This window comes from Clostridium akagii DSM 12554 (genome assembly GCF_000686725.1).
GTDB classification, from domain to species: domain Bacteria; phylum Bacillota; class Clostridia; order Clostridiales; family Clostridiaceae; genus Clostridium_I; species Clostridium_I akagii.
Genome location: NZ_JMLK01000012.1, coordinates 73,108 through 96,555, shown reverse-complemented (window position 1 = coordinate 96,555; position 23,448 = coordinate 73,108). Strand labels below are relative to the sequence as shown.

Below are 23,448 nucleotides of genomic sequence, written 5' to 3'. Positions count from 1 at the left end.
CATTGGAGGCATATTAATTTGAGTACAAACTTAGTCCAATTAATTAATAATGATATTAATTCCAATGACATTTTAATGGATGAAAACATAAGAGTTTTGAGAGTTCAATTTCTTAAAAAAAGCAATATACTTAAAGTTTTTATAAAATCTACAAATGAATTGGATAAAGAATGTTTGAACAATTTAAAAGTTACTGTAGGAAAAAAATTTAATTTTCTGGCCAAAGTGGAATTAGTTTATTATAAGGATGTTTCTAATATAACTGTTGAGGATATATGCAACAAACATTGGATAGATGTAGTAGGAAGTGTTTCTGCTGCTATACCTATTGCCAAAGGTTGTCTGTCAAAATCAAACATTTTATGTGAAGGAAATAATATAAGAATAATTAATGGCAATAAATTCATAACTTGTTTGTTAAAAAATAAAGGATTAGAAAAGATATTACAGCATACCATAGAAGACATGTTTTCAGTAAAATCTCATATTAAAATGGAATATGATGAAAAAATAGAATCAGAAGATTACTTTAAAGAAAGAGAAAGTGTAGAAAATTCTATAATTAAAGGAATTATTTCTGATAACTTAAACCATACTAGTACTGAAAAGCAATCTGTTAGTCAATCAGGTGGGGAAAGAAAAAAATTTGATAAAAATACTTATTATGAGCCAAAACAAAAGAATAGTTCTGTTATTTATGGTAAATCAATAAATAATGAGACTGTGCCAATAAGTACAATAGATGAAGCATCAGGTGTAATAACAATTCTTGGTGATATATTTAAAGTGAACATTATTGAAACTAAATCTGGACGAAAAATAGTAACAATTTTTATAACTGACTATACTAGTTCAATAACTGTAAAATGTTTTCCAAGACCTAAAGATACTGAAAAACTTTTAGAAGAGGTGAAAGAAGGACTTTATTGCAAGGTTAGAGGAGAAGCAACCTATGATACATTTGCTAAAGATGTAGTGATTATGGGTAGAGATATAGTAAAGTGTAATAAAATAGAACGAATGGATACATCTATTGACAAAAGAGTGGAACTTCATCTGCATACTACTATGAGTGCAATGGATGGTATGACATCAGTTTCAAAACTTGTTAAGCGTGCTGCTGACTGGGGACATAAGGCCATAGCTGTAACTGATCACGGCGTAGTTCAGGCTTATCCAGAGGCAATGCAGGCTGGTAAAAGCAATAATATAAAAATTTTGTATGGCGTGGAGACCTATTTAGTCAATGATGGAGAACCTATTATAATAGATGCTAAAGAAAAAACAATTAGTGATACATTTGTTGTATTTGATTTAGAAACTACTGGACTTTCAAGCAAAAATGATAAAATAATTGAAATTGGTGCTGTTAAAATAAAGGAGGGAAAAGTAATTGATTCCTTCTCAACATTTGTAAATCCAGGTATTAGAATCCCAGATAAAATAGTTGAACTTACAAGTATTAACAATGAAACAGTAATAGAGGCACCAAGTATAGAAAAAGTTTTACCAGAATTCATGAAGTTTATCGGTGATGATATTTTAGTTGCTCACAATGCAAACTTTGATGTGTCATTTATAAAAAAGAATTGTAGAGACATGAATCTACAATGCGAAAATTCAGTTATGGATACGGTACTACTTTCAAAATTTTTAATTCCAGAACTAAAAAGATACAAATTAAATACCATATGTAAACATCTTGATATCTCACTGGAAAATCATCATAGAGCAGTAGATGATGCCAAAGCAGCCTCGGAAATTATGTTATGGTGTTTTAATAAATTGGAGGAGAGCAATCTTTTTAAATTACAGGATATAAATTCTGAATTTTTAAAAAAACAGGATATTAAAAAACTTCCAACTTATCATCTAATTATTCTAGTAAAAAACATGGTTGGTCTTAAAAATCTGTATAAATTAATTTCTAGAGCTAACCTAGATTATTTTTACAGAAGGCCAAGGATGCCAAGGAGCCTAATAAATAGTCATAAAGAGGGATTAATCATAGGTTCTGCCTGTGAAGCTGGTGAACTTTTTAGGGCCTTATTAAATGGAAAAACTGATGAAGAATTAAAAGAAATGATAAAATTTTATGATTATTTAGAGATACAACCTTTGGATAATAATAATTTTATGATTAGAAATGGTATTGTAAAAGATAATACGGAAATAAAAGATTTAAATAAACGAATATGTGAGCTGGGAGAAAGATATGATAAGCCAGTTGTAGCAACTGGGGATGTACATTTTTTAGATCCATCAGATGAGACGTTTAGGAAAATACTTATGTCAGGGAGAGGATTTGATGATGCAGATAATCAACCTCCTTTATATTTAAAAACCACGGAAGAAATGCTTCATGAGTTTTCATATTTAGGTACTACAAAAGCTAAAGAGGTTGTTATTACAAACTCGCAAAAAATTGCTGACATGATAGAAAATGTAAAACCAATACCGGATGAAACCTTCCCACCCAAAATACCTGGTGCTGAGGAAGACATTAGAGATATGACATTAAAAAAGGTACACTCTATATATGGAGAAGTTCTTCCAGATGTAGTACAAAAAAGACTTGATAAAGAACTTAGTTCTATAATAAATAATGGTTATGCTGTATTATACCTTATAGCTCAAAAACTTGTTGCTAAATCTGCTAAGGATGGATATTTGGTAGGATCAAGAGGATCTGTTGGTTCATCTTTTGTTGCCACAATGTCAAGTATAACGGAAGTAAATGGTTTACCTCCTCATTATGTATGCCCAAAATGTAAACATAGTGAATTTTTTACGGATGGATCAATAAGTTCAGGAGCGGATTTACCAGATAAAAATTGTCCTGTTTGTGATTCAAAATATATAAAAGATGGTCACGATATACCATTTGAAACTTTTCTTGGATTTAATGGTGATAAAGAACCGGATATAGATCTTAACTTTTCTGGAGAATATCAATCAGTTGTTCATAAATATACTGAGGTTTTATTTGGTAAAGGGCATGTTTTTAAAGCAGGTACCATAGGAACTGTGGCTGAAAAAACTGCTTACGGCTATGTAAAAAAATATTTAGCAGAGCGTAATATAACTGTACCACAGGCCGAAATAGAGAGACTCACCCTTGGATGCACAGGAATAAAAAAGACTTCAGGTCAACATCCAGGAGGAGTTATGGTAGTACCAAGTGATAATGAAATATATAATTTTACGCCTATACAACATCCCGCTGATGATAGTACATCTGATGTTATAACTACACATTTTGATTATCATTCTATAAGTGGTAGATTGCTGAAACTAGATATTCTAGGACATGATGATCCTACAGTGCTTAGAATGCTTCAAGATTTAACTGGTGTTGATCCTAAAAGCATTCCACTAGGTGATGAAAAAGTAATGAGTTTATTTAATTCTCCTGAGGCACTTGGGGTAACAAAGGAAGAATTAGATTGTGAAGTTGGAACCTATGGGCTACCAGAATTCGGAACAAAATTTGTAAGGCAAATGCTTCTTGACACCAAGCCTAAAAGCTTTGCAGATTTGGTTAGAATATCAGGATTATCACATGGAACGGATGTTTGGATAAATAATGCTCAGTACTATATTAAGGAAGGTTATACTACACTGAAAGATTGTATAGCAACAAGAGACGATATAATGATTTATCTTATGCATATGGATTTAGAACCTAAAACAGCCTTCTCCATTATGGAAAAGGTAAGAAAAGGTAAGGGCTTATCAGAAGAACATGAAGCAGCAATGAGAGAAAAAAATGTCCCTGATTGGTATGTGGATTCCTGTAAGAAGATAAAATATATGTTTCCTAAAGGGCACGCTGTTGCTTACGTAATGATGGCAGTTAGAATAGCTTATTTTAAAGTATATTATCCAAGGGCATATTATACTACATACTTTACTGTAAGAGCAGACGATTTTGATGCCAATCTTATAATTCAAGGTGAAGATGCTATAAAAAGAAAGATGAAAGAGCTATATGAACTTGGTAATAATTTAGCACAAAAAGATAAAGGGCTACTAACTATTTTGGAGATATCTTACGAAATGAACAAAAGAGGTATTAAATTTTTAAAGGTTGACCTATATAAATCTAGTGCTACTAAATTTTTAATTGAAGGTGATTCAATTAGACTACCAATCAGTTCACTAACAGGAGTTGGAGAAAATGCCGCTAAAGGTATAGTTGAGGCAAGAAAACTAGGCGAATTTATTTCAAAAGAAGATTTAAGACTTAGAGCAAAGGTATCTAAAAGCGCAGTTATAACTTTAGCAGAGCATGGCTGTTTACATGGTCTTCCTGATAGTAATCAATTATCACTATTCACCATGTAATATGAACTTTTCCTTGAAATAACTAATTTGTTGTGTTAAAATGAGATTAGATATCATTTTACCGGTAAATTTTGCAAAAGAGTGGGTTAAAGCCCGCTCTTTCTGTTTGTTAAACGCAACTATAGTTGCGTTTTTATGTTGGAGTAAATATATTAATAAAAATTGTAAAAACTATTTAGTAAGGAGGGATTTAAAATGGATGAGACAGCTTTGACTAAAGAGTTAATAGAACTGTTAAAACCTATAGTATTAGAATTAAATTATCAATTTTACTATTTAGAATTTACTCATGAAGACGATGAAGATTATCTTAGAATTTATATAGATAATGAAAAAGGAATAGGACTTGATGATTGTGCACTTGTAAGTAAAAAGATTAGTGAAACTTTAGATAAAGTTGATCCAATTGATGTTGGATATTATTTGGAGGTTTCTTCTCCAGGCGTTTATAGACAGCTTTTTACAGAAGAGCATTTAACTAAAAGCATTGATGCTAAAGTTAGCCTAGAACTAAATGAATTGTATAATGGAAAGAAAAAATACACTGGCAAACTTTTGAGTTTTACGCTAGAAAATATTCATATTGATTATAAAAATAAAGAAGTATCTATTCCTAGAAATGTTATTGATAGAATAATTTTAGAAGGGAATGTATAGGGGGTTAAAAAATGAATGAGGAATTTATTGGTGCTTTAAAAGAAATCGTTAAAGAAAAAGGTATAAGTGAAGAAATGTTATTTTCAACTATTGAGGACGCCCTTGTAGCGGCATATAAAAAAAATTATGCTAAAATAGCTGATAATGCTCATAATGTAAAAGTAACAATGAACAGAGAAAATGGAGATATTCATGTTTATGCTCAAAAAAATATTGTGGAGGAAACTTACGATAATTTAAATGAGATAGGTTTAGAGGATGCTAAAGCAATAAATCCTAAATATCAGATTGGTGATTTAATAGACATTGAAGTTACTCCAAAGACTTTTGGCAGAGTTGCAGCTCAATCAGCAAAACAAGTAGTTGTTCAAAGAATAAAAGAAGCTGAGAGAAGCATCATATATAATGAATTTTCTGAAAAAGAATTTGATATTGTTACTGGAACTGTAATTAGAAAAGATAAAGGCAATGTTCTAATTGATCTTGGAAAAACTGAGGCTGTGCTTGGAGCAAATGAGCAAATACCTGGAGAAGATTATATATATAACACAAAAATAAAGTTATATATAGTAGAAGTTAAAAATACAACAAAGGGAGCACAAGTTCTAGTTTCAAGAACTCATCCTGGTCTTGTTAAAAGACTTTTTGAACTTGAAGTGCCAGAAATATTTCAGGGTGTTGTAGAAATAAAATCAATATCCAGAGAAGCAGGTTCAAGAACTAAAATTGCTGTTTATTCATCTGATGAGAATGTTGATCCTATGGGTGCTTGCGTAGGACCAAGAGGTGTTAGAGTACAAAGTATAGTTAATGAACTTAAGAATGAAAAAATTGATATAATTAAATGGAGTAAACTACCAGAAGAATATATTGCTAATTCATTAAGTCCAGCAAAAGTTATAGATGTTTCCATAGATGAAAAAAATAAAAGTGCCACAGTTATTGTTGATGAAGGCCAACTTTCACTTGCAATAGGAAAAGAAGGTCAGAATGTACGACTAGCGGCAAAACTATCAGGCTGGAGAATAGACATTAAAAGCAAGGCTCAGACTGAAAACTTAGCAAAATCTATTGAAGAATAGGGGTGCTTTATTATGGTAGTTAAAAAAATACCTCAAAGAATGTGTACTGGTTGCATGGAAATGAAAATAAAAAAAGAGCTTATCCGTGTTGTTAAGAATAAAGAAGACGAAGTTTCTATTGATTTTACTGGTAAAAAACCAGGAAGAGGTGCCTATATTTGCAAGGATATAGCCTGTCTTGAAAAAGCAATAAAAACAAGGCGACTTTCAAAAAACTTAGAAACAACTATTAGTGATGAAATCTATGAGAAACTAAAGGATGAAATTTTAAATGAAAAATAAATTTTTGCAGTTTCTTGGTTTAACAAAACAAGCAGGCAACTTAAAAGAAGGATATAATAAGTGTGAAGAGGCCCTAAAGTTTGGGCAAGCGAAACTAATTATAATGTCTATGGATGCATCAACAAATACAAAAGATAAATTTAATACATACTGTGATAGGTATAATACAACTATAATTAACTCTTTTTCAAAAGAAGAGCTTGGTAGTGCCTTAGGGAGACTCGAAATTAATGTTGTTTGTGTTACAGAAGCACGCATGAGCAAGAGGCTTTTAGAATTATGGAATGAAGAAAAAATTAATCGGGGGTGAACGATTTGTCAAAAATACGTGTGCATGAATTGGCAAAAGAATTAGATATTTCAAGTAAAGATCTAATTGATTTATTATTAAAAGAATTTGATATAACAGTAAAAAATCACATGAGTACTATTGAAGATGAAGACGCAGCACTTATAAAAGAATTTTTTGCGGATAATGACAAAAATGATTTTATAAGTACTGGTGAAGATAAAAAAGAAGATATAGTAGAAGTGTATGAAGAAATATTAAATGACAGCGTTAAAGAGAAAAAGGCTAGAAAAGTTAAAAATAAGGTAGTAAGTGAAGAAGAAGATAATTCAGTTCCAATAATACCATTAGCTCCAACTGAAACCGTTGAAATGAATGATACAATAACTGTTAAGGATCTTTCTGAAAAGCTCTCAAAGTCCACAGTTGAAGTTATTAGACAATTGATGTTTATGGGAGTTATGGCAGGAATAAATCAGGAATTAGATTTTGAAACAGCTAGAAAATTGGCAGAAAAGTTTGAGGTTACATTAATTCATATAAAAGAGAATAACGAAAGTGAATTTATGGAAATAGACAATGAAGTAGTGAATGAGGCTCTACTTAAAAAGAGATCACCAGTTGTTACCGTAATGGGTCATGTTGATCACGGTAAGACATCATTACTTGATGCAATAAGAAAAGCAACTGTTACAGAAACAGAAGCAGGTGGAATTACTCAACATATTGGAGCATATGTAGTAAATATCAATGGTGAAAGTATTACATTTTTAGATACGCCAGGACATGAAGCATTCACTGCTATGAGAGCAAGAGGAGCACAAATAACAGACATAGTTGTTTTGGTTGTAGCAGCAGATGATGGTATAATGCCACAGACTGAAGAAGCTATTAATCATTGTAAGGCAGCTAATGTACCAATGATTGTGGCAATAAATAAGATTGATAAACCAGGTGCTAACCTAGATAGGGTTAAACAAGAGCTTACTGAACATGGTCTTGTTGCAGAAGACTGGGGTGGAGATACAATTTGTGTACCAGTTTCAGCAAAAACTAAAGAAGGAATAGATAGTCTTCTTGAAATGATAGTATTAACTTCTGAAATTCAAGAATTAACAGCAGATGCTACTAGAAAAGCAAAGGGTGCTGTAATTGAGTCTAAGCTTGATAAAGGTAGAGGTCCTGTAGCTTCACTACTAGTTCAAAATGGTACACTTCATACAGGAGATTCAATTCTTGTTGGATCAACTTACGGAAGAATAAGAGCCATGTTTGATGATAAGGGAAAGAAGATAAAGACAGCTGGACCATCTGTGCCAGTAGAAATATTAGGTCTTTCAGAAGTACCAGCAGCTGGAGATAAATTCAATGTAATTAAAGATGAAAAAACAGCTAGAGAAATGGCTGATAAGAGAAAAGATAAGCTAAGAACTAGTTATTTAAATGCTAATCATAAAGTATCCTTAGAGGATTTATACAAGCAAATCCAAGAAGGTACGGTTAAAGAACTTAATATTATTATTAAGGCTGATGTTCAAGGATCTATTGAAGCATTAAAACAGTCACTTGAAAAACTTTCAATTGAGTCAGTTAAAGTTAGAGTAATACATGGTGCCGTAGGTGCTATTACTGAAACTGATGTAACTCTTGCTAGTGCTTCAAATGCTATTATTATTGGATTTAATGTAAGACCTAATGATAATGCTACTGCTATTGCGGAAAAAGAATCAGTTGAAATGAAGACTTATAGAATAATATATAATGCTATTGATGATGTTAAAGCTGCTATGATAGGAATGCTTGAGCCTGTGTTTAAAGAAGTAATCGTAGGTAAAGTTGAAATCAGAGAAGTTTATAAAATATCAAGTATTGGAACAGTAGCTGGATCTTATGTTCTTGATGGTAAAATAACAAGAAACAGTACTATAAGAATTATAAGAGATGGTATTGTTATTTTAGAAGGAAATCTTGCGTCATTAAAGAGATTTAAAGACGATGCAAAAGAAGTATTGGCTGGATTTGAATGTGGTCTTACAATAGAAAAATTTAATGATATAAAAGAAGGCGACATTTTAGAGGTTTTTGCTATGGAAGAGATAAAACCTAAAGCACTATAATTACGAAGGAGTGAGTTCTATGGTTAAATACAGAGCCGGTAGAATTAATGAAGAAGTAAAAAAAGTAGTTAGTAGCATTATTCAAAATGATATAAAAGATCCTAGACTTAGTAGTAATATATTAATAAGTGTTACTAGAGTTGAGGTTACCAAGGACTTAGGATATGCTACTGTATTTGTAAGCATATTGGGGAATGATGCTGACAAAGAGTTAAGTCTTAAAATTTTGAAAAAAAGTGCTGGTTTTATAAGACGTGGAGTAGGAAAAGAAGTTAAATTAAGAGTTACTCCAGAAATAATAATTGAACTAGACAATTCTATTGAGCATGGTATGCACATTAATGATATTCTTCAAAAAATAAAGAAAACAGGTGAAAATAATGATTAAGGAAATAATTAATATGATCATGAAAAGTAATAAAATTGCAATTACTTTTCATGAATCACCTGATGGTGATTCACTTGGAAGCTCTTTAGCATTATTAAATGCATTGCGCTCAATTAATAAGTGTGCATATATAATTTGCAAAGAAAATATTCCGGAAACATTTGAATACCTAGCTCTGAGTCAAGAAATTGATGGAAGTTGTTCTAAGATTTTAGAAGGTACAGATTGCCTAATTACATTAGATTGTGGAAGTATTGCAAGGCTAAATTGTAATGTGGATTTTTCCAATAGAACCTTTAGCCTTATTAATATAGATCACCATATATCAAATGATAAATTTGGTGATATTAATTATGTTGATCCTGGGGCGGCTTCAGTTGGTGAAATTATATACAAACTAATTAAAGAGATGAAAATTGATATAAATACTGATATAGCTATCTGTATTTATACTTCTATTTTAACTGATACGGGTTCTTTTAGGCATTCAAATACAACATATACTACTCATGATATTGTAAGTGATCTAATGAAAAATATTGATTTCGATTTTAGCTTGGTTCACAGAAAAATATTTGACAATAAAAAACTCCCTATAATAAAACTTCAGGGATTAGTTATAAACAATTTATATTTAGCATGTGATGGTAAAGTATGCGTTATGAAACTCACTCAAGAAATGTTAAGAGAAGTTGGACTTCAGCAATGTGATAGCGCAGAATTTATGTCACTAGGTCTTAAAATTTCCTCGGTTGAAGCAGCAGTTTTAATTAAGGAAAAAGATAAAGGTATAAAAGCTAGTTTAAGATCAAATGAATATGTTGATGTACGCAAGATAGCTGAAAATTACGGTGGTGGTGGACACATTAGGGCTGCTGGACTAAGTATGGATGTTTCAGTTAATCAGGCAGAAAAACTATTAATTAAAGATTTTCAAAAAGAGTTGCGTTAATATGGATGGGATAATTAATGTATATAAACCTGAGGGTATAACTTCTTTTGACGTGGTGAAAGAAGTAAGAAAACTTTCGGGAATAAAACGAGTAGGTCATACTGGCACCCTTGATCCTATGGCAAAAGGAGTACTTCCAATATGCCTTGGAAAGTCAACTAAAATAGTAGATTACATTATGAAAGATTTTAAAATATATAGAACAATTTTGAAATTAGGTGAAATAAGTGATACTTATGATAGAGAAGGTACAATAATAAAAAACAATGTTGTTTTGCCCGATTCTAAAGAAGTATTAGATGCAATTGCGTCATTTGTTGGTGATATAGATCAAGTTCCTCCTATGTATTCTGCCCTTAAAGTAAATGGAGTACGATTATATGATTTAGCAAGGCAGGGCATTGAGATTCATAGGGACAGCAGAAAAATTAAAATATATAGTATTGACATAGAGAAAATAGATATACCCTATGTGCACTTTACAGTAAAATGTTCTAAGGGTACATATATAAGAAGTCTTTGTCATGATTTGGGTGAGAAACTTAAATGTGGGGCATTAATGTGGGACTTGGAGAGAGTTGCTTCAGGCATGTTTACAAAAGATAACACCATTGCTTTAGAAAATTTAACAAAAGAAAATTTTCATGAATATTTAATTCCAATGGATAAAGCTTTGCATATGTATGACAAAATATATTTTGAAGATTCTGCAGAAAAACTATTAGTAAATGGCGTTACAATTAAAGACGATTCGTTAACTGGTAATGTAGAAAAAAATGTTATTTATAGAGTATATCTTAAAAATAACACTTTTATAGGACTAGGCGAAAAAAATGACTCCGGCTTTAAAATAATTAAATTATTATTAACTTAGGAGTAAGATATGATGGTTATTAATGATAATTTTAACATTAAATTAAAAGATAAAACTTTTATTGCCCTTGGAAGTTTTGATGGACTACATTTAGGACATTTGGCCCTAATTAATAAAGTGTTGGAACTTGCAAAAGAGAATAATGCTAAGAGTATGGTAAATACATTTATTAACCATCCTTTATCAATTATTGATAAGAGCAGGATCCCAAAACTAATAATGTCCAATGAAACTAAGGCGAATATTTTAACAAGTTTGGGTATTGATATTATAAATTTTGCAAATTTTGATAGCGATTTTATGAAAATATCTCCTGAAGATTATATTTTGAATCTTATTAACCACTATAATGCTATAGGGTTTGTAGTTGGATTTAATCATAAATTTGGACATAAAAACCAAGGTGATATAAACTTACTAAAACGACTAAGCTTAGAATACAATTTTAAGCTTTACATTGTAAGTCCCATAAAATGTGATGAAGAGATTATAAGTAGTACTGGAATAAGAGAAAAAATATTATCAGGAAATATAGAAGAAGCAAACAAAATGCTTTTAAAGCCTTTCATGTTAGAAGGAAAAATTATAGAAGGAAAAAAAGTAGGAAGAACTATTGGTTTCCCTACAGCAAACTTAGAATATCACAAAGACTTTGCTTTACCTAAAATGGGAGTATATTATACTGTTGTAAAATATAATAATAACCTTTACAAGGGTATAACTAGCATTGGAAAAAATCCAACCATTATTGGAATTAATAAATTAACTATAGAAACTTATATACTTGATTTTAAAAGTAATATTTATAATAAGAACATAGAATTATATTTTATAAATAGAATAAGGGACATGGTTAAGTTTAATAATTTAGATGATCTTAAGGCTCAGATGGAAAGAGACAAGACCTTTGCAAAAGAGCAAAATATAGAAATATAGCTTGATTTTTGAAAAAACAATTTACATTTAAAATTTGTTTTGTTATAATAAAGTTTAGAATCCTTATTCTAAGATTATCGAATGACCGACGTTATTCCTGGAACAAGGGGCTAATTATTTGGAGGTGTCAAAATGGACAAAGAAACTAAAGAAACTATAATCAAAGAAAATGCTAGACATGAAGGCGATACAGGTTCACCTGAAGTCCAAATAGCATTATTAACACAAAGAATCAATCATTTAAATCAGGATCACTTAAATATCCATAAAAAAGATCATCACTCAAGAAGAGGTCTTCTTATGATGGTAGGTAGAAGAAGAGGTCTTTTGAATTACTTAATGAGAGAAGATATCGAAAGATATCGTGCTATTGTTAAAAAACTTGGATTAAGAAAGTAATTAATAGAGCGGTTTTTGGCCGCTCTATTATTTTAATGGATCTTAATTACATAGAAAATCTTTTTTATTACAATAATATGAATGATTAAATTATTTAAGGAGGTAAGATATATGAATCATATACTTGAAACTGAAATTGCTGGAAGAAAACTTAAAATTGAATTCGGCGATGAGTTAGGAATGCTTTCAAATTGTGCTATGTTTATCAGCTACGGTGAAACTGTTATTTTGGTTAATGTCAATGCTTCAAGCCAACCTAAAGATGGTATGAGTTTCTTCCCTTTAAGTGTTGAATATGAAGAAAAATTATATGCAGTAGGTAAAATACCAGGTGGCTTTATAAAGAGAGAAGGACGACCATCGGAAAAGTCTATATTACATGCTAGAGCAATAGATAGACCATTAAGACCTCTTTTCCCAAAAGGTTATAGAAATGATGTGCAGATTGTATGTACTGTAGTATCTGTAGATCAAGACAATGTACCAGAAATACTTGCTATGAATGGAGCATCAATGGCTCTATGTTTGTCTAGTATACCTTTTGATATACCAGTTGCAACAGTGTCAGTTGGATTAATTGATGAAAAATTTATTCTGAATCCTACTGTGGCTGAAGCAGAAAAAAGTACTTTGCATTTAACTGTTTGTGCAACTAAGGAAAAAGTGATGATGATTGAAGCTGGTGGAGACGAAATACCAGAGCAAGTTATGCTTGATGCTATTGACTTTGGATTTGATGCTTGCCAAAAAATAGTTGAATTCCAAGAAGAGGCTGTTAAAAAGTTTGGTAAGGAAAAACTTAAGCCAGTTTTACATAAAGTAGCTGAAGATTTGGATGCTGCAATTAGAAGTTATGCTTTTGACATGTTAAAAGAGGCAATGTATATAACTGATAGGGATGAACGAGGATTTGCACTTAGAGCTTTATCTGAAAAGATAAATGGACAGTTCATTGAAGAATACCCAGGTAAACTTTCAGATATAAGTGACACAGTTTACGCTATTCAAAAAGAAGTTGTAAGAAATATGCTTTTGAATGAAGATAGAAGACCTGATGGTAGAGGCTTTGATGAAGTAAGACAAATCAATTGTAAAGTTGGAATATTACCTAGAACTCACGGAACAGGATTGTTTACAAGAGGATTAACTCAGGTTATGACAGTAGCAACTATAGGCGCACTTGGGGATGTACAAATTCTTGATGGTCTTGGAACTGAAGAAACTAAGAGATATATGCATCATTATAATTTTCCTGGATATTCAACAGGTGAAGTTAAACCACTTAGAGGTCCTGGAAGAAGAGAAATAGGTCATGGAGCATTAGCAGAAAGAGCTCTTGAACCATTAATACCTTCTGAAGAAGAATTTCCTTATACTATAAGACTTGTTTCAGAAGTTTTAAGTTCTAATGGATCAACTTCACAGGCTAGTATTTGTGGAAGTACTTTAGCATTACTTGATGCCGGTGTTCCAATAAAAAGACCAGCTGCAGGAATAGCTATGGGACTTATAACAAGTCCAGATATGTCAAGAGAACAAATTTTGACTGATATTCAAGGACTTGAGGATTCTTGTGGTGACATGGATTTTAAGGTTGGTGGAACTGTAGTTGGAATAACATCTATTCAAGTTGATACAAAAATACATGGACTTTCAAAAGAATGTATTAAGACTGCAATATATGGCGCTAGAAAAGCTAGACTCCATATAATTGATAAAATCAATGAATGTATTCCAGCTCCAAAACAAGAAATGTCAGAGTATGCTCCTAGGGCTTATACAATGAACATTGATCCAGAAAAGATTAGAACAGTAATTGGTTCTGGTGGTAAGACAATAAATAAAATTATCGCTGAAACTGGTGTTAAAATTGATATTAAGGAAGATGGAAAAGTTTTCATTATGTCAAACGATAATGCTAATGCACAAAAAGCACTAAAAATAATCGCTGATTTAACAAGAGATGTTAAACCAGGAGAAATATATCTTGGTAAAGTAACGAAGATAACTAACTTCGGAGCTTTCGTAGAAATATTCCCAGGAAAAGAAGGACTTGTTCACATTTCTAAACTTGATGTAAAAAGAGTAGAAAAAGTTGAAGATATTGTGTCAATTGGTGATGAGATACTAGTAAAAGTAACAGAAGTTGATAACCAAGGAAGAATTAATCTTTCAAGAAAAGATGCAATGCAAGAATCACAAACTGAAAAAGATGAAACAAAAGAAAAAACCAATAATTAAAAAAATAGAAGGGCTATTGCCTTTTTATTTTTTTTTATTAAGTTAATTGTAATTACTCACTTAAAAAAAGCATAAAATTATATATAGTTATTTAATTATGTAAGGAGTGGGTAATTTGAGTAATAATATGAAATTATATAGTGAAATTGAAAAATACGAAATTATTAATATAAATGATGGTGAAAAGTATTCAATGGTTTCAAATAATGATATAATAATAGATGACGCTGGAACAATGAAAATACTGATTTTAAACAACAATTCTTCAGGGATAAGCTTTTTTAATAAAAATGAGTTTTCAGAAGTACCTTGGGAATATATAAAAAAAATAGGTACAAAAACTATAATAATAGATGTTGATGAGAGTCTTTTGAAAAAATCGCATTTATAGAATGTATAAAAATTCACCTAGATGCACAAAATAGTGTAACTAGGAGGGATAGCATGGCTAAATCAAAGGCAAAAAAAGAAGAGTCAAAAAATAATGACACTGATGAAAATATAAAAGACTTTGGAGTAAATCAGTTACCTCCTGAAGACAACGACACTGAACGAATATATGTATTACCTATTATTGGACAGATTGAAGGGCATATGAGCCTTGCACCACAAACCAAGACAACTAAATATGAGCATGTAATACCTCAATTAGTTGCCATAGAAAAAAGTACAGTTACAGAAGGAATACTTATAATTTTGAATACTATTGGAGGAGATGTGGAAGCCGGCCTTGCCATATCTGAAATGATAAGAAGTCTTAGCAAGCCAACAGTGTCACTGGTTATAGGTGGTGGTCATTCAATAGGGGTACCTCTAGCTACAGCTGCAGATTATTCTTTTATTTCCCCAAGTGCTACAATGATTGTTCACCCAATAAGGATGAATGGAATGATAATTGGCGTTCCTCAAACCTTTGATTATTTTAATAAAATGCAACAAAGAATAATTGAGTTTATAACTAGAACTTCAAATATTGATGAAAAAACATTTACAAAATTAATGTTGCAAACTGATGTATTATTAAATGATATGGGAACTATCTTAATTGGGAAGCAAGCTGTTGACTATGGGCTAATAGATGAAGTAGGCGGGATAAGTGAAGCGCTAAATAAACTTGAGCAGCTGATTGAAAAAAAACCATAGGGACTCCCTATGGTTAATTACATTTATAATATGAAACAACAAATGGAGGTGTGATATTTTGGCGAGAAAACAAGTAAACAAAAGTGGTGATGGGTCAATAAAATCAACTTTACGCTGTGATATAATTGGTGTAGTTCTGTTGTGTTTAGGTATTTTTATGATTTTTAGCCTCTTTGCTATAAATACTACTGGGATACTAGGCATTGTTATTAGAAAATTATTATTTTCAGCAGTAGGGCTAGGTGCATATATTTTTCCCTTTATAATAATCATTGTAGGTGTTTCATATATTTTAAAACGAGGCAAATTTAACTTTAGTAAAAAATTTTATGGTATAATACTTTTTATAATAAATACTCTTATGTTAATTACTTTTATTAATTTGGATAAATATTTTATTAATGGACAAGTAGTGGATGGAATAAAAAAAATATATGCTACAGATGATATATGGCATGGTGGTATAGTTTCATATTTAATTGATATTCCGCTTCTAAAATTATTAGGTAAGGGAAGTTATGTACTATTTATTTGTATTTATATTGTCTCATTTGTTCTTATATCAAAGAATTCTATAGGTGATATTTTAGCAAAAATACCTCACAAAAACAAGTCTGAAAAACAAAAGACAAATATGAATACAACTGAGATTAAAGATGAAGAGGAAGGTTTTATAAAAGGTACTGTGAATAAAATCAAAATATTAGATTTTATGAAAAATGCAGGTTCTATAGAAGATGAAAGTATTAGTAAGCCTGAAATACAAATAAAAGATAGTAATTATAACGAAGGAACAAAGGAGAATATAAACAAGGAATTGGAAGAAGAAATAGAAAACAACACTAGTATCAATTCTTTTGGTGAGTATATTTTTCCAAGTATTGAACTTCTAAATGAAAATAATCTAAATGGTTTAAAAAAAGGTGACAAAAAAGATTTGCTTACTAGTGCAACTAAACTAACAGATACTCTAAATAGTTTTGGTGTTGATGCAAAGGTAGTTCAGGTTACAAAGGGGCCATCGGTAACCAGGTTTGAACTTCAACCTAGTGCCGGCGTAAAGGTAAGTAAAATTGTTAATTTATCAGATGATATTGCCCTTAATTTAGCGGCTTCTAGTGTTCGTATTGAAGCACCTATTCCAGGAAAATCAGCTGTTGGAATTGAGGTGCCAAATAAAGATTTAACTCCTGTTTTTTTGCGTGAAGTTATAGAATCAGATACGTTTTTCAATTCAAAAGCAAGACTATCTTTCTGTTTAGGTAAAGATATAGGTGGAAATTGCGTTATAGCAGATTTAAGTAAAATGCCGCATATACTTATTGCTGGAGCTACTGGTTCAGGTAAAAGTGTATGTATTAACAGCTTGATTGTAAGTATAATATATAAATACCAACCTGAAGATGTTAAACTTTTAATGGTTGACCCAAAGGTTGTTGAACTTAATATGTATAATGGGATACCTCATCTTTTAATACCTGTAGTAACTGATCCTAAAAAGGCGGCAGGGGCTCTAAGTTGGGCGGTTAATGAAATGACCAAGAGATACAAAACATTTGCAGATAACAACGTAAGAAACATAGAGGGCTATAATGAATTATATACTAAAGGAAAGGTGGATAATAAATTACCTTGGATTGTTATAATAATAGACGAGTTAGCTGATCTTATGATTGTATGTCCGAGTGATGTAGAAAATTATATTGGTAGGTTAGCTCAAATGGCCAGAGCTGCAGGAATGCACCTAGTAATAGCAACTCAAAGACCATCGGTGGATGTTATCACAGGTGTAATTAAAGCAAATATACCATCAAGAATTTCCTTCGCTGTTTCAAGCCAAATTGATTCTAGAACAATCCTTGATTCTTCAGGTGCTGAAAAATTATTGGGTAAAGGTGATATGCTTTTTTATCCGGTGGGAGAAGCAAAACCACTAAGAATACAGGGAGCATTTATATCGGAAGAGGAAGTTGAAAGAGTAGTAACTTTTATTAAAACTCAAGGTTCAAACACTGATTATAAAGAAGAAATAATTGAGGCAATCAACAAGAGCTCATTAGATAAAGAAAATGTGAATGAAGAAGATGAGCTCTTAAATGAAGCAATAAAAATTGTAGTTGATTCAGATCAAGCATCTACATCGTTAATACAAAGACGACTTAGAATCGGTTACAATAGGGCAGCAAGAATTATGGAAGAATTAGAAAACAAAGGTATTATATCAAAGCGCGATGGTGGAAAACCTAGAAATATTTTAGTTAATAAAAATGAAATGGAAAATTAAAATATTTCATTAAGATTAGTATTAACAAAAAATTTTCTTGTTAAATTTGGTTTTTAGCTATAAAATATATGAAGATATACTGAAAACTATGAAATTGAGTAGCGTGGAGTCAGCATTATAAATCTAGGAGGTAAGACGTGGAAAAAAAGAAATTTGGAGTAGTTAGTTTAGGTTGTGATAAAAATAGAATTGATACAGAAACCTTACTTGGAAAAATGAAAAATAACTTTGAAATTGTAAATGACCCTAAATTAGCAGATATAATATTGGTTAATACATGTGGATTTATAGAGGCTTCAAAGCAAGAATCAATTGATACTATTTTGGAAATGGCGGAGTACAAGAAAAATTATAATTGTAAAATGCTTATTGGAACGGGTTGCTTAACCCAAAGGTATGGTGATGAACTTTTTAACTTGATGCCAGAACTTGATGCCATACTAGGAGTAAATGATTATGAAAAACTTGATCTAGTTATTAATAACTTTTTTGATAAAGGTGGTAAGCAAATTCTATGTAATTTTAGTGATGAAAATATAAATCAAGGGGAACGAGTTATAACCACTGGTTCATATAGTGCTTATGTACGTATTTCAGAAGGATGTAATAATTTTTGTACTTACTGTATAATTCCTAAAATAAGGGGTAAGTACAGAAGTAGAAATATTGAAGATATAGTTAATGAGTGTACGTCTTTATCAAATCAAGGCGTAAAAGAAATAATTTTAGTTGCTCAAGATACGACAAAGTATGGTATAGACATTTATGATAAAAAAATGCTCCCAAAACTCCTTGAAGAAATTTCAAAAATCAGTGACGTCCAATGGATACGCCTTCTTTATTGCTATCCTGAAGAAATTACAGATGAATTAATTGAGGAAATAAAAAACAATGACAAGGTATGTAATTACATAGATATGCCTGTACAACACATAAGTAATATTATATTGCAAAAAATGAAGAGACGAACTCAGAAAGAAGAAATAGTCAAAAATATATCAAAAATCAAAGAAAAAATTCAGGGGATATCACTTAGAACTTCATTGATTGTTGGATTTCCAGGTGAAACCAATGATGATTTTAGTGAACTTAAGGAGTTTATAGAATTTATAAAATTTGATAAATTAGGTGTATTTAAATACTCTAGAGAAGAAGGAACAGAAGCTTATGATATGCCAGATCAAATTGATGAAGAAATAAAAGAAGCTAGATATGATGAATTAATGTTAATTCAACAACAAATATCTAAAACAACAAACAGGAAAAAAATTGGTAATGTATACCAAGTGATTATTGAGGGAAAAAATGATAAATACTGGTTCGGAAGAAATTATGAAATGGCTCCAGAAATAGATGGTGAAATATTTTTCAAATGTGATAAAATATTAAACATAGGCAATTATGTCAATGTAAAAATTGTAGATAGTCTAGAATATGATTTAATAGGGGTTGTATGTGATGAATCTTGCTAATAAGCTAACATTAATAAGAATAGTACTTGTTCCAGTTTTTCTGGTTTTTATTGCGGTAAGAAGTATACCTTACGGTCGTAGTATAGCTACGGTTGTATTTATAATAGCTGCTCTCACAGACAAATTGGATGGATATATTGCTAGAAGCCGTAACCAAATAACGCGCTTTGGTAAACTTATGGATCCATTAGCAGATAAACTTTTAGTCTCTGCTGCTCTTATATCTTTAGTTGAATACCACGTTTTAATGAGTTGGATTGCAATTATAATAATCGCACGTGAATTTGCAGTAACAGGCCTCCGGTCAATAGCGGCAGCAGAGGGCGTGGTTCTTGCAGCTAGTAAGTGGGGAAAAGCTAAAACATTTATTCAAATAGTGGCTATATCAATGGCATTGATAAACCTGAATTTACGTAATTATAAATTTTTACATAATTCTATAAATGCCCAAATGATGAGTAACTTTAAACAGGCATCTATTATCGCCATGTATATAGCAGTAGTAATTACTATAGTATCTGGTCTGGATTATTTTATAAAAAATAAAGATATAATTAAATTAGATAAATGAATAAAATATAACTAGATGAACATAATTTAATATGAGTTTAAACGTATGAAAAAGAATCTAAGTATACTACTAGTTATTTTTTATATTTAGAAGTTCCTGCTTTTGGCAGGAACTTCATTTATCCGATGACTACCATCCGTAACACTCCCATCTTATACTAAGTGGGAAAAGCAGTGAACTCAAATCCTTGATTTGATGTGAATCCCTTTCTCTTTAGAGTATAACGGCTGCTACGTCCCTGGATAACGATTTCTAAGTTTCAGATGGATGACCTGCGGCCTAAAAACTCCACCTGAAACCAAGAACTCTGTTTATAGTATTGACCTAGATGAAATTTTAATATATAATTAGATAAGAACAAATGTTCGTTAAATTGAAAGGTTGGTGAACCCATAAGGGATATAATATGGATAATGATAAAATAAAAGCTTTAGAAGCTGCAATGAATCAAATTGAAAAACAATTTGGAAAAGGTGCAGTAATGAAACTAGGAGATAGCACTTCTTTAGATGTAGAATCAATTTCAACTGGGTGTTTAGCTTTAGATATAGCATTAGGAATAGGTGGAGTACCAAGGGGAAGGATTATTGAGATTTATGGACCTGAATCATCTGGTAAAACTACGCTTGCACTTCACATTATAGCTGAAGCACAAAAAAATGGTGGTGCTGCTGCATTTGTTGATGCGGAACATGCGTTGGATCCATCATATGCAAAAGTTTTAGGCGTGGATACGGAAAATTTAATAATTTCACAACCTGATACCGGAGAGCAAGCATTAGAAATAGTGGAAGCTTTAGTTAGATCAAATGCCATAGATGTAATAGTTATTGACTCAGTAGCTGCACTTGTACCTAGGGCAGAAATTGAGGGCGAAATGGGTGACTCACATGTAGGACTTCAGGCAAGGCTTATGTCCCAAGCTCTTAGAAAACTTACTGGTTCAATTAATAAATCTCAATGTGTGGTTATATTCATTAACCAATTGAGAGAGAAAATAGGAATAATGTTTGGTAATCCAGAAACAACTTCTGGTGGAAGGGCATTAAAATTTTATGCCTCGGTAAGAATGGATATAAGAAGAATTGATTCTATAAAACAAGGTGATGATATTCTTGGAAATAGAACAAGAGTAAAAGTAGTTAAAAATAAAATTGCACCTCCTTTTAAAAAGGCTGAATTTGATATAATGTATAATGGTGGAATTTCACGAGAAGGAAACATTGTTGATGTGGGGGTACAAGAAGAAATAGTTCAAAAAAGTGGAGCATGGTTTGCTTATGGTGACGTGAGACTAGGACAAGGACGTGAAAATGCAAAACAATATTTAAAAGATAATCCTGAAATTGGTCTAGAAATAGAAAATAAAATAAGAGATTTGCATGATCTCCCTATTACAATTCCAAAAGTTGATAAAAAAAATGCAAAAGCTGATGGAAAAAACGCAAAAGATGACGAGAAAAACATAAAAATCAATGATAAAAACAAGGCTGATAACATAGAAGTTAAAGTCAAATAGCATTAATAAAGCCCACATTGATTATGAATGTGGGCTTTATTTTGCATTCAGTGAGGTTACTTGCTTGACATCAATCTCAAATTAATATACAATTAATTTAAATACAAATACTGGTTTAACATATTCAAGTAATTACCAAATGGATATATATGACACCTTTTCAAGGCTTTCATTTTACAATTTATACACGCAATAATAAGCGAAGGAGGTGTTTTACGACAATGGGAAGTAACTATTGGATTATAATTGTCACAATTGTCGTTGTATTGGCAATTCTTATAGTTGGCATTGAACTTTATGTTAGAAAAAAATATTCTTGGGCTAAATTATCACAAGTCGAAGAAATTGCTAAAAATATAAAGACAGAAGCTATCAGAGAAGCTGAATCAATGAAAAAAGAATCCATACTAGAGGCAAAAGAAGAAGTTCATAGACTCAGAAATGATTTCGAAAAAGAGACTAGAGAGCGTAGATCTGAAGTTCAGAGGTTAGAAAGAAGAAATATTCAAAGAGAAGAATCACTGGATAAGAAGGGCGAATTCATTGAAAAACGAGAGGAAAATTTGAATTCTCGTGACACTGAATTGCAGCAAAAAGAAGAAAAAATTGAAACTTTATATCAAAGCCAACGTAATGAGCTTGAAAGACTTGCAAACTTAAGTTCAGAAGAAGCAAAACAAATGCTTCTTGATAAAATAAGAAAAGAAATCAAACATGATGCAGCTGTAATGATAAAAGAAGTTGAGACAAAAGCAAAAGAAGATGCCGATAAAAAGGCAAGGGAAATCATTACCTGCGCAATACAAAGATGTGCGGCTGATCATGTTGCTGAATCTACAGTATATGTCGTATCTTTACCTAATGATGAAATGAAGGGTAGGATAATTGGTAGAGAAGGTCGAAACATAAGAGCGCTAGAAACTCTTACTGGAATCGATTTGATTATCGATGATACTCCTGAGGCTGTTATACTTTCAGGTTTTGATCCTATAAGAAGAGAAGTGGCTAGAATAGCACTTGAAAAATTAATTTTGGATGGTAGAATTCATCCTGCTAGGATTGAAGAAATGGTAGAAAAAGCTAAAAAAGAGGTAGAAAACGATATAAAAGAGGAAGGCGAGCAAGCGACTTTCGAAACAGGTGTTCATGGTTTACATGCTGAAATTATAAGATTGCTTGGAAGACTAAAATATAGAACTAGTTATGGTCAAAATGTTTTAAAACATTCCATAGAAGTTTCATATTTAGCTGGATTTATGGCATCTGAGCTTGGTATGGATCCTACACTTGCAAAAAGAGCGGGTTTACTACACGATATAGGTAAAGCTGTAGACCATGAAGTTGAAGGTCCACATGCTTTAATTGGTTCTGAAACGGCAAAAAAATATCATGAGTCGGCAGTTATTGTTAATGCAATAGGTGCACATCATGGTGATGTTGAGCCACAATCTCTAGAAGCTATCTTAGTTCAAGCAGCGGACGCAGTGTCAGCAGCAAGACCGGGTGCAAGAAGAGAAACTTTAGAAGCATATATAAAACGTTTAGAGAAGCTTGAAGAAATTTCAAACTCATACGAAGGTGTTGAAAAGTCATATGCCATTCAGGCTGGAAGAGAAATTAGAATAATAGTTAAACCAGAAAGTGTTGATGATGCGGGTTCAGCAGAAATGGCTAGGAATATTGTTAAGAGAATTGAAAGCGAATTAGAATATCCTGGTCAAATCAAAATTAATGTAATAAGAGAGACCCGTGCAATTGAATATGCAAAATAAAAATTATGTATGATCACATCCCCTTTAGAAGCTTAAAGGGGATTTTTATTTTAAAAAATGAATTTAAAAAAAGGAATAATTTATTATATGTAGAATAATATACCTATAGTATGTTTTACTTAA

19 protein-coding genes are annotated in these 23,448 nt (G+C 31.4%); all 19 read left to right on the top strand.

Annotated elements, in window-relative coordinates; translation table 11 throughout:
* Positions 1-18: 18 nt before the first annotated feature.
* Positions 19-4,347 (top strand): PolC-type DNA polymerase III, encoded by a 4,329-nt coding sequence (locus BR66_RS0107145; RefSeq protein WP_026882296.1) that lies wholly within the window; start codon positions 19-21, stop codon positions 4,345-4,347.
* 195 nt (positions 4,348-4,542) lie between these two features.
* Positions 4,543-5,004 carry a ribosome maturation factor RimP gene (gene rimP, locus BR66_RS0107140; protein ID WP_026882295.1) on the top strand — a complete coding sequence of 154 codons (462 nt, stop codon included), beginning with the start codon at positions 4,543-4,545 and terminating at the stop codon, positions 5,002-5,004.
* 11 nt (positions 5,005-5,015) lie between these two features.
* Positions 5,016-6,086 carry a transcription termination factor NusA gene (gene nusA / locus BR66_RS0107135; RefSeq protein ID WP_026882294.1) on the top strand — a complete coding sequence of 357 codons (1,071 nt, stop codon included), beginning with the start codon at positions 5,016-5,018 and terminating at the stop codon, positions 6,084-6,086.
* A gap of 12 nt (positions 6,087-6,098) precedes the next feature.
* Complete coding sequence (gene rnpM, locus BR66_RS0107130) at positions 6,099-6,368, top strand: RNase P modulator RnpM (protein ID WP_026882293.1); 270 nt, start codon at positions 6,099-6,101, stop codon at positions 6,366-6,368.
* The gene (locus BR66_RS0107125) at positions 6,358-6,678 is read left to right on the top strand and encodes a ribosomal L7Ae/L30e/S12e/Gadd45 family protein (protein WP_026882292.1); all 321 of its coding nucleotides are present in this window, start codon (positions 6,358-6,360) and stop codon (positions 6,676-6,678) included. Before rnpM ends, BR66_RS0107125 begins: the two co-directional genes overlap by 11 nt.
* Before the next feature lie 5 nt (positions 6,679-6,683).
* Entirely contained in the window at positions 6,684-8,774 is a 2,091-nt protein-coding gene (gene infB, locus BR66_RS0107120; RefSeq protein WP_026882291.1) for a translation initiation factor IF-2, read from the top strand.
* Positions 8,775-8,793: 19 nt separating this feature from the next.
* Positions 8,794-9,162 (top strand): 30S ribosome-binding factor RbfA, encoded by a 369-nt coding sequence (rbfA, locus tag BR66_RS0107115; protein ID WP_026882290.1) that lies wholly within the window; start codon positions 8,794-8,796, stop codon positions 9,160-9,162.
* Positions 9,152-10,114, top strand: a complete 963-nt coding sequence (locus BR66_RS0107110; RefSeq protein ID WP_026882289.1) for a DHH family phosphoesterase — start codon at positions 9,152-9,154, stop codon at positions 10,112-10,114. The genes rbfA and BR66_RS0107110 overlap by 11 nt, the downstream gene beginning before the upstream one ends.
* A gap of 1 nt (position 10,115) precedes the next feature.
* Entirely contained in the window at positions 10,116-10,988 is an 873-nt protein-coding gene (gene truB / locus BR66_RS0107105; RefSeq protein WP_026882288.1) for a tRNA pseudouridine(55) synthase TruB, read from the top strand.
* 9 nt (positions 10,989-10,997) lie between these two features.
* Positions 10,998-11,924 carry a bifunctional riboflavin kinase/FAD synthetase gene (locus BR66_RS0107100; RefSeq protein WP_026882287.1) on the top strand — a complete coding sequence of 309 codons (927 nt, stop codon included), beginning with the start codon at positions 10,998-11,000 and terminating at the stop codon, positions 11,922-11,924.
* Positions 11,925-12,056: 132 nt separating this feature from the next.
* Positions 12,057-12,323 (top strand): 30S ribosomal protein S15, encoded by a 267-nt coding sequence (rpsO, locus tag BR66_RS0107095; protein WP_026882286.1) that lies wholly within the window; start codon positions 12,057-12,059, stop codon positions 12,321-12,323.
* Positions 12,324-12,434: 111 nt separating this feature from the next.
* Positions 12,435-14,564, top strand: a complete 2,130-nt coding sequence (locus BR66_RS0107090) for a polyribonucleotide nucleotidyltransferase (RefSeq protein ID WP_026882285.1) — start codon at positions 12,435-12,437, stop codon at positions 14,562-14,564.
* Between the two features lie 115 nt (positions 14,565-14,679).
* On the top strand, positions 14,680-14,955 hold the full coding sequence (locus tag BR66_RS0107085) for a YlmC/YmxH family sporulation protein (protein WP_026882284.1): 276 nt from the start codon (positions 14,680-14,682) through the stop codon (positions 14,953-14,955).
* 53 nt (positions 14,956-15,008) lie between these two features.
* On the top strand, positions 15,009-15,707 hold the full coding sequence (locus tag BR66_RS0107080; protein ID WP_026882283.1) for a ClpP family protease: 699 nt from the start codon (positions 15,009-15,011) through the stop codon (positions 15,705-15,707).
* 58 nt (positions 15,708-15,765) lie between these two features.
* Positions 15,766-17,991, top strand: a complete 2,226-nt coding sequence (locus BR66_RS0107075; RefSeq protein WP_026882282.1) for an FtsK/SpoIIIE family DNA translocase — start codon at positions 15,766-15,768, stop codon at positions 17,989-17,991.
* A 137-nt stretch (positions 17,992-18,128) separates the two neighbouring features.
* Positions 18,129-19,463 (top strand): 30S ribosomal protein S12 methylthiotransferase RimO, encoded by a 1,335-nt coding sequence (rimO, locus tag BR66_RS0107070; RefSeq protein ID WP_026882281.1) that lies wholly within the window; start codon positions 18,129-18,131, stop codon positions 19,461-19,463.
* Complete coding sequence (gene pgsA / locus BR66_RS0107065; RefSeq protein ID WP_026882280.1) at positions 19,450-20,034, top strand: CDP-diacylglycerol--glycerol-3-phosphate 3-phosphatidyltransferase; 585 nt, start codon at positions 19,450-19,452, stop codon at positions 20,032-20,034. Before rimO ends, pgsA begins: the two co-directional genes overlap by 14 nt.
* Before the next feature lie 406 nt (positions 20,035-20,440).
* Complete coding sequence (recA, locus tag BR66_RS23360) at positions 20,441-21,553, top strand: recombinase RecA (RefSeq protein ID WP_051624138.1); 1,113 nt, start codon at positions 20,441-20,443, stop codon at positions 21,551-21,553.
* A 221-nt stretch (positions 21,554-21,774) separates the two neighbouring features.
* Positions 21,775-23,325, top strand: a complete 1,551-nt coding sequence (rny, locus tag BR66_RS0107055) for a ribonuclease Y (protein WP_026882279.1) — start codon at positions 21,775-21,777, stop codon at positions 23,323-23,325.
* The last annotated feature ends 123 nt before the right edge of the window (positions 23,326-23,448 follow it).

Bases quoted from the DNA above. Each gene is read 5' to 3' on its own strand.
- rimP (WP_026882295.1), top strand. From the start codon at position 4,543: ATGGATGAGACAGCTTTGACTAAAGAGTTAATAGAACTGTTAAAACCT.
- nusA (WP_026882294.1), top strand. From the start codon at position 5,016: ATGAATGAGGAATTTATTGGTGCTTTAAAAGAAATCGTTAAAGAAAAA.
- rnpM (WP_026882293.1), top strand. From the start codon at position 6,099: ATGGTAGTTAAAAAAATACCTCAAAGAATGTGTACTGGTTGCATGGAA.
- BR66_RS0107125 (WP_026882292.1), top strand. From the start codon at position 6,358: ATGAAAAATAAATTTTTGCAGTTTCTTGGTTTAACAAAACAAGCAGGC.
- rbfA (WP_026882290.1), top strand. From the start codon at position 8,794: ATGGTTAAATACAGAGCCGGTAGAATTAATGAAGAAGTAAAAAAAGTA.
- truB (WP_026882288.1), top strand. From the start codon at position 10,116: ATGGATGGGATAATTAATGTATATAAACCTGAGGGTATAACTTCTTTT.
- BR66_RS0107100 (WP_026882287.1), top strand. From the start codon at position 10,998: ATGATGGTTATTAATGATAATTTTAACATTAAATTAAAAGATAAAACT.
- rpsO (WP_026882286.1), top strand. From the start codon at position 12,057: ATGGACAAAGAAACTAAAGAAACTATAATCAAAGAAAATGCTAGACAT.
- BR66_RS0107090 (WP_026882285.1), top strand. From the start codon at position 12,435: ATGAATCATATACTTGAAACTGAAATTGCTGGAAGAAAACTTAAAATT.
- BR66_RS0107080 (WP_026882283.1), top strand. From the start codon at position 15,009: ATGGCTAAATCAAAGGCAAAAAAAGAAGAGTCAAAAAATAATGACACT.
- pgsA (WP_026882280.1), top strand. From the start codon at position 19,450: ATGAATCTTGCTAATAAGCTAACATTAATAAGAATAGTACTTGTTCCA.
- recA (WP_051624138.1), top strand. From the start codon at position 20,441: ATGGATAATGATAAAATAAAAGCTTTAGAAGCTGCAATGAATCAAATT.
- rny (WP_026882279.1), top strand. From the start codon at position 21,775: ATGGGAAGTAACTATTGGATTATAATTGTCACAATTGTCGTTGTATTG.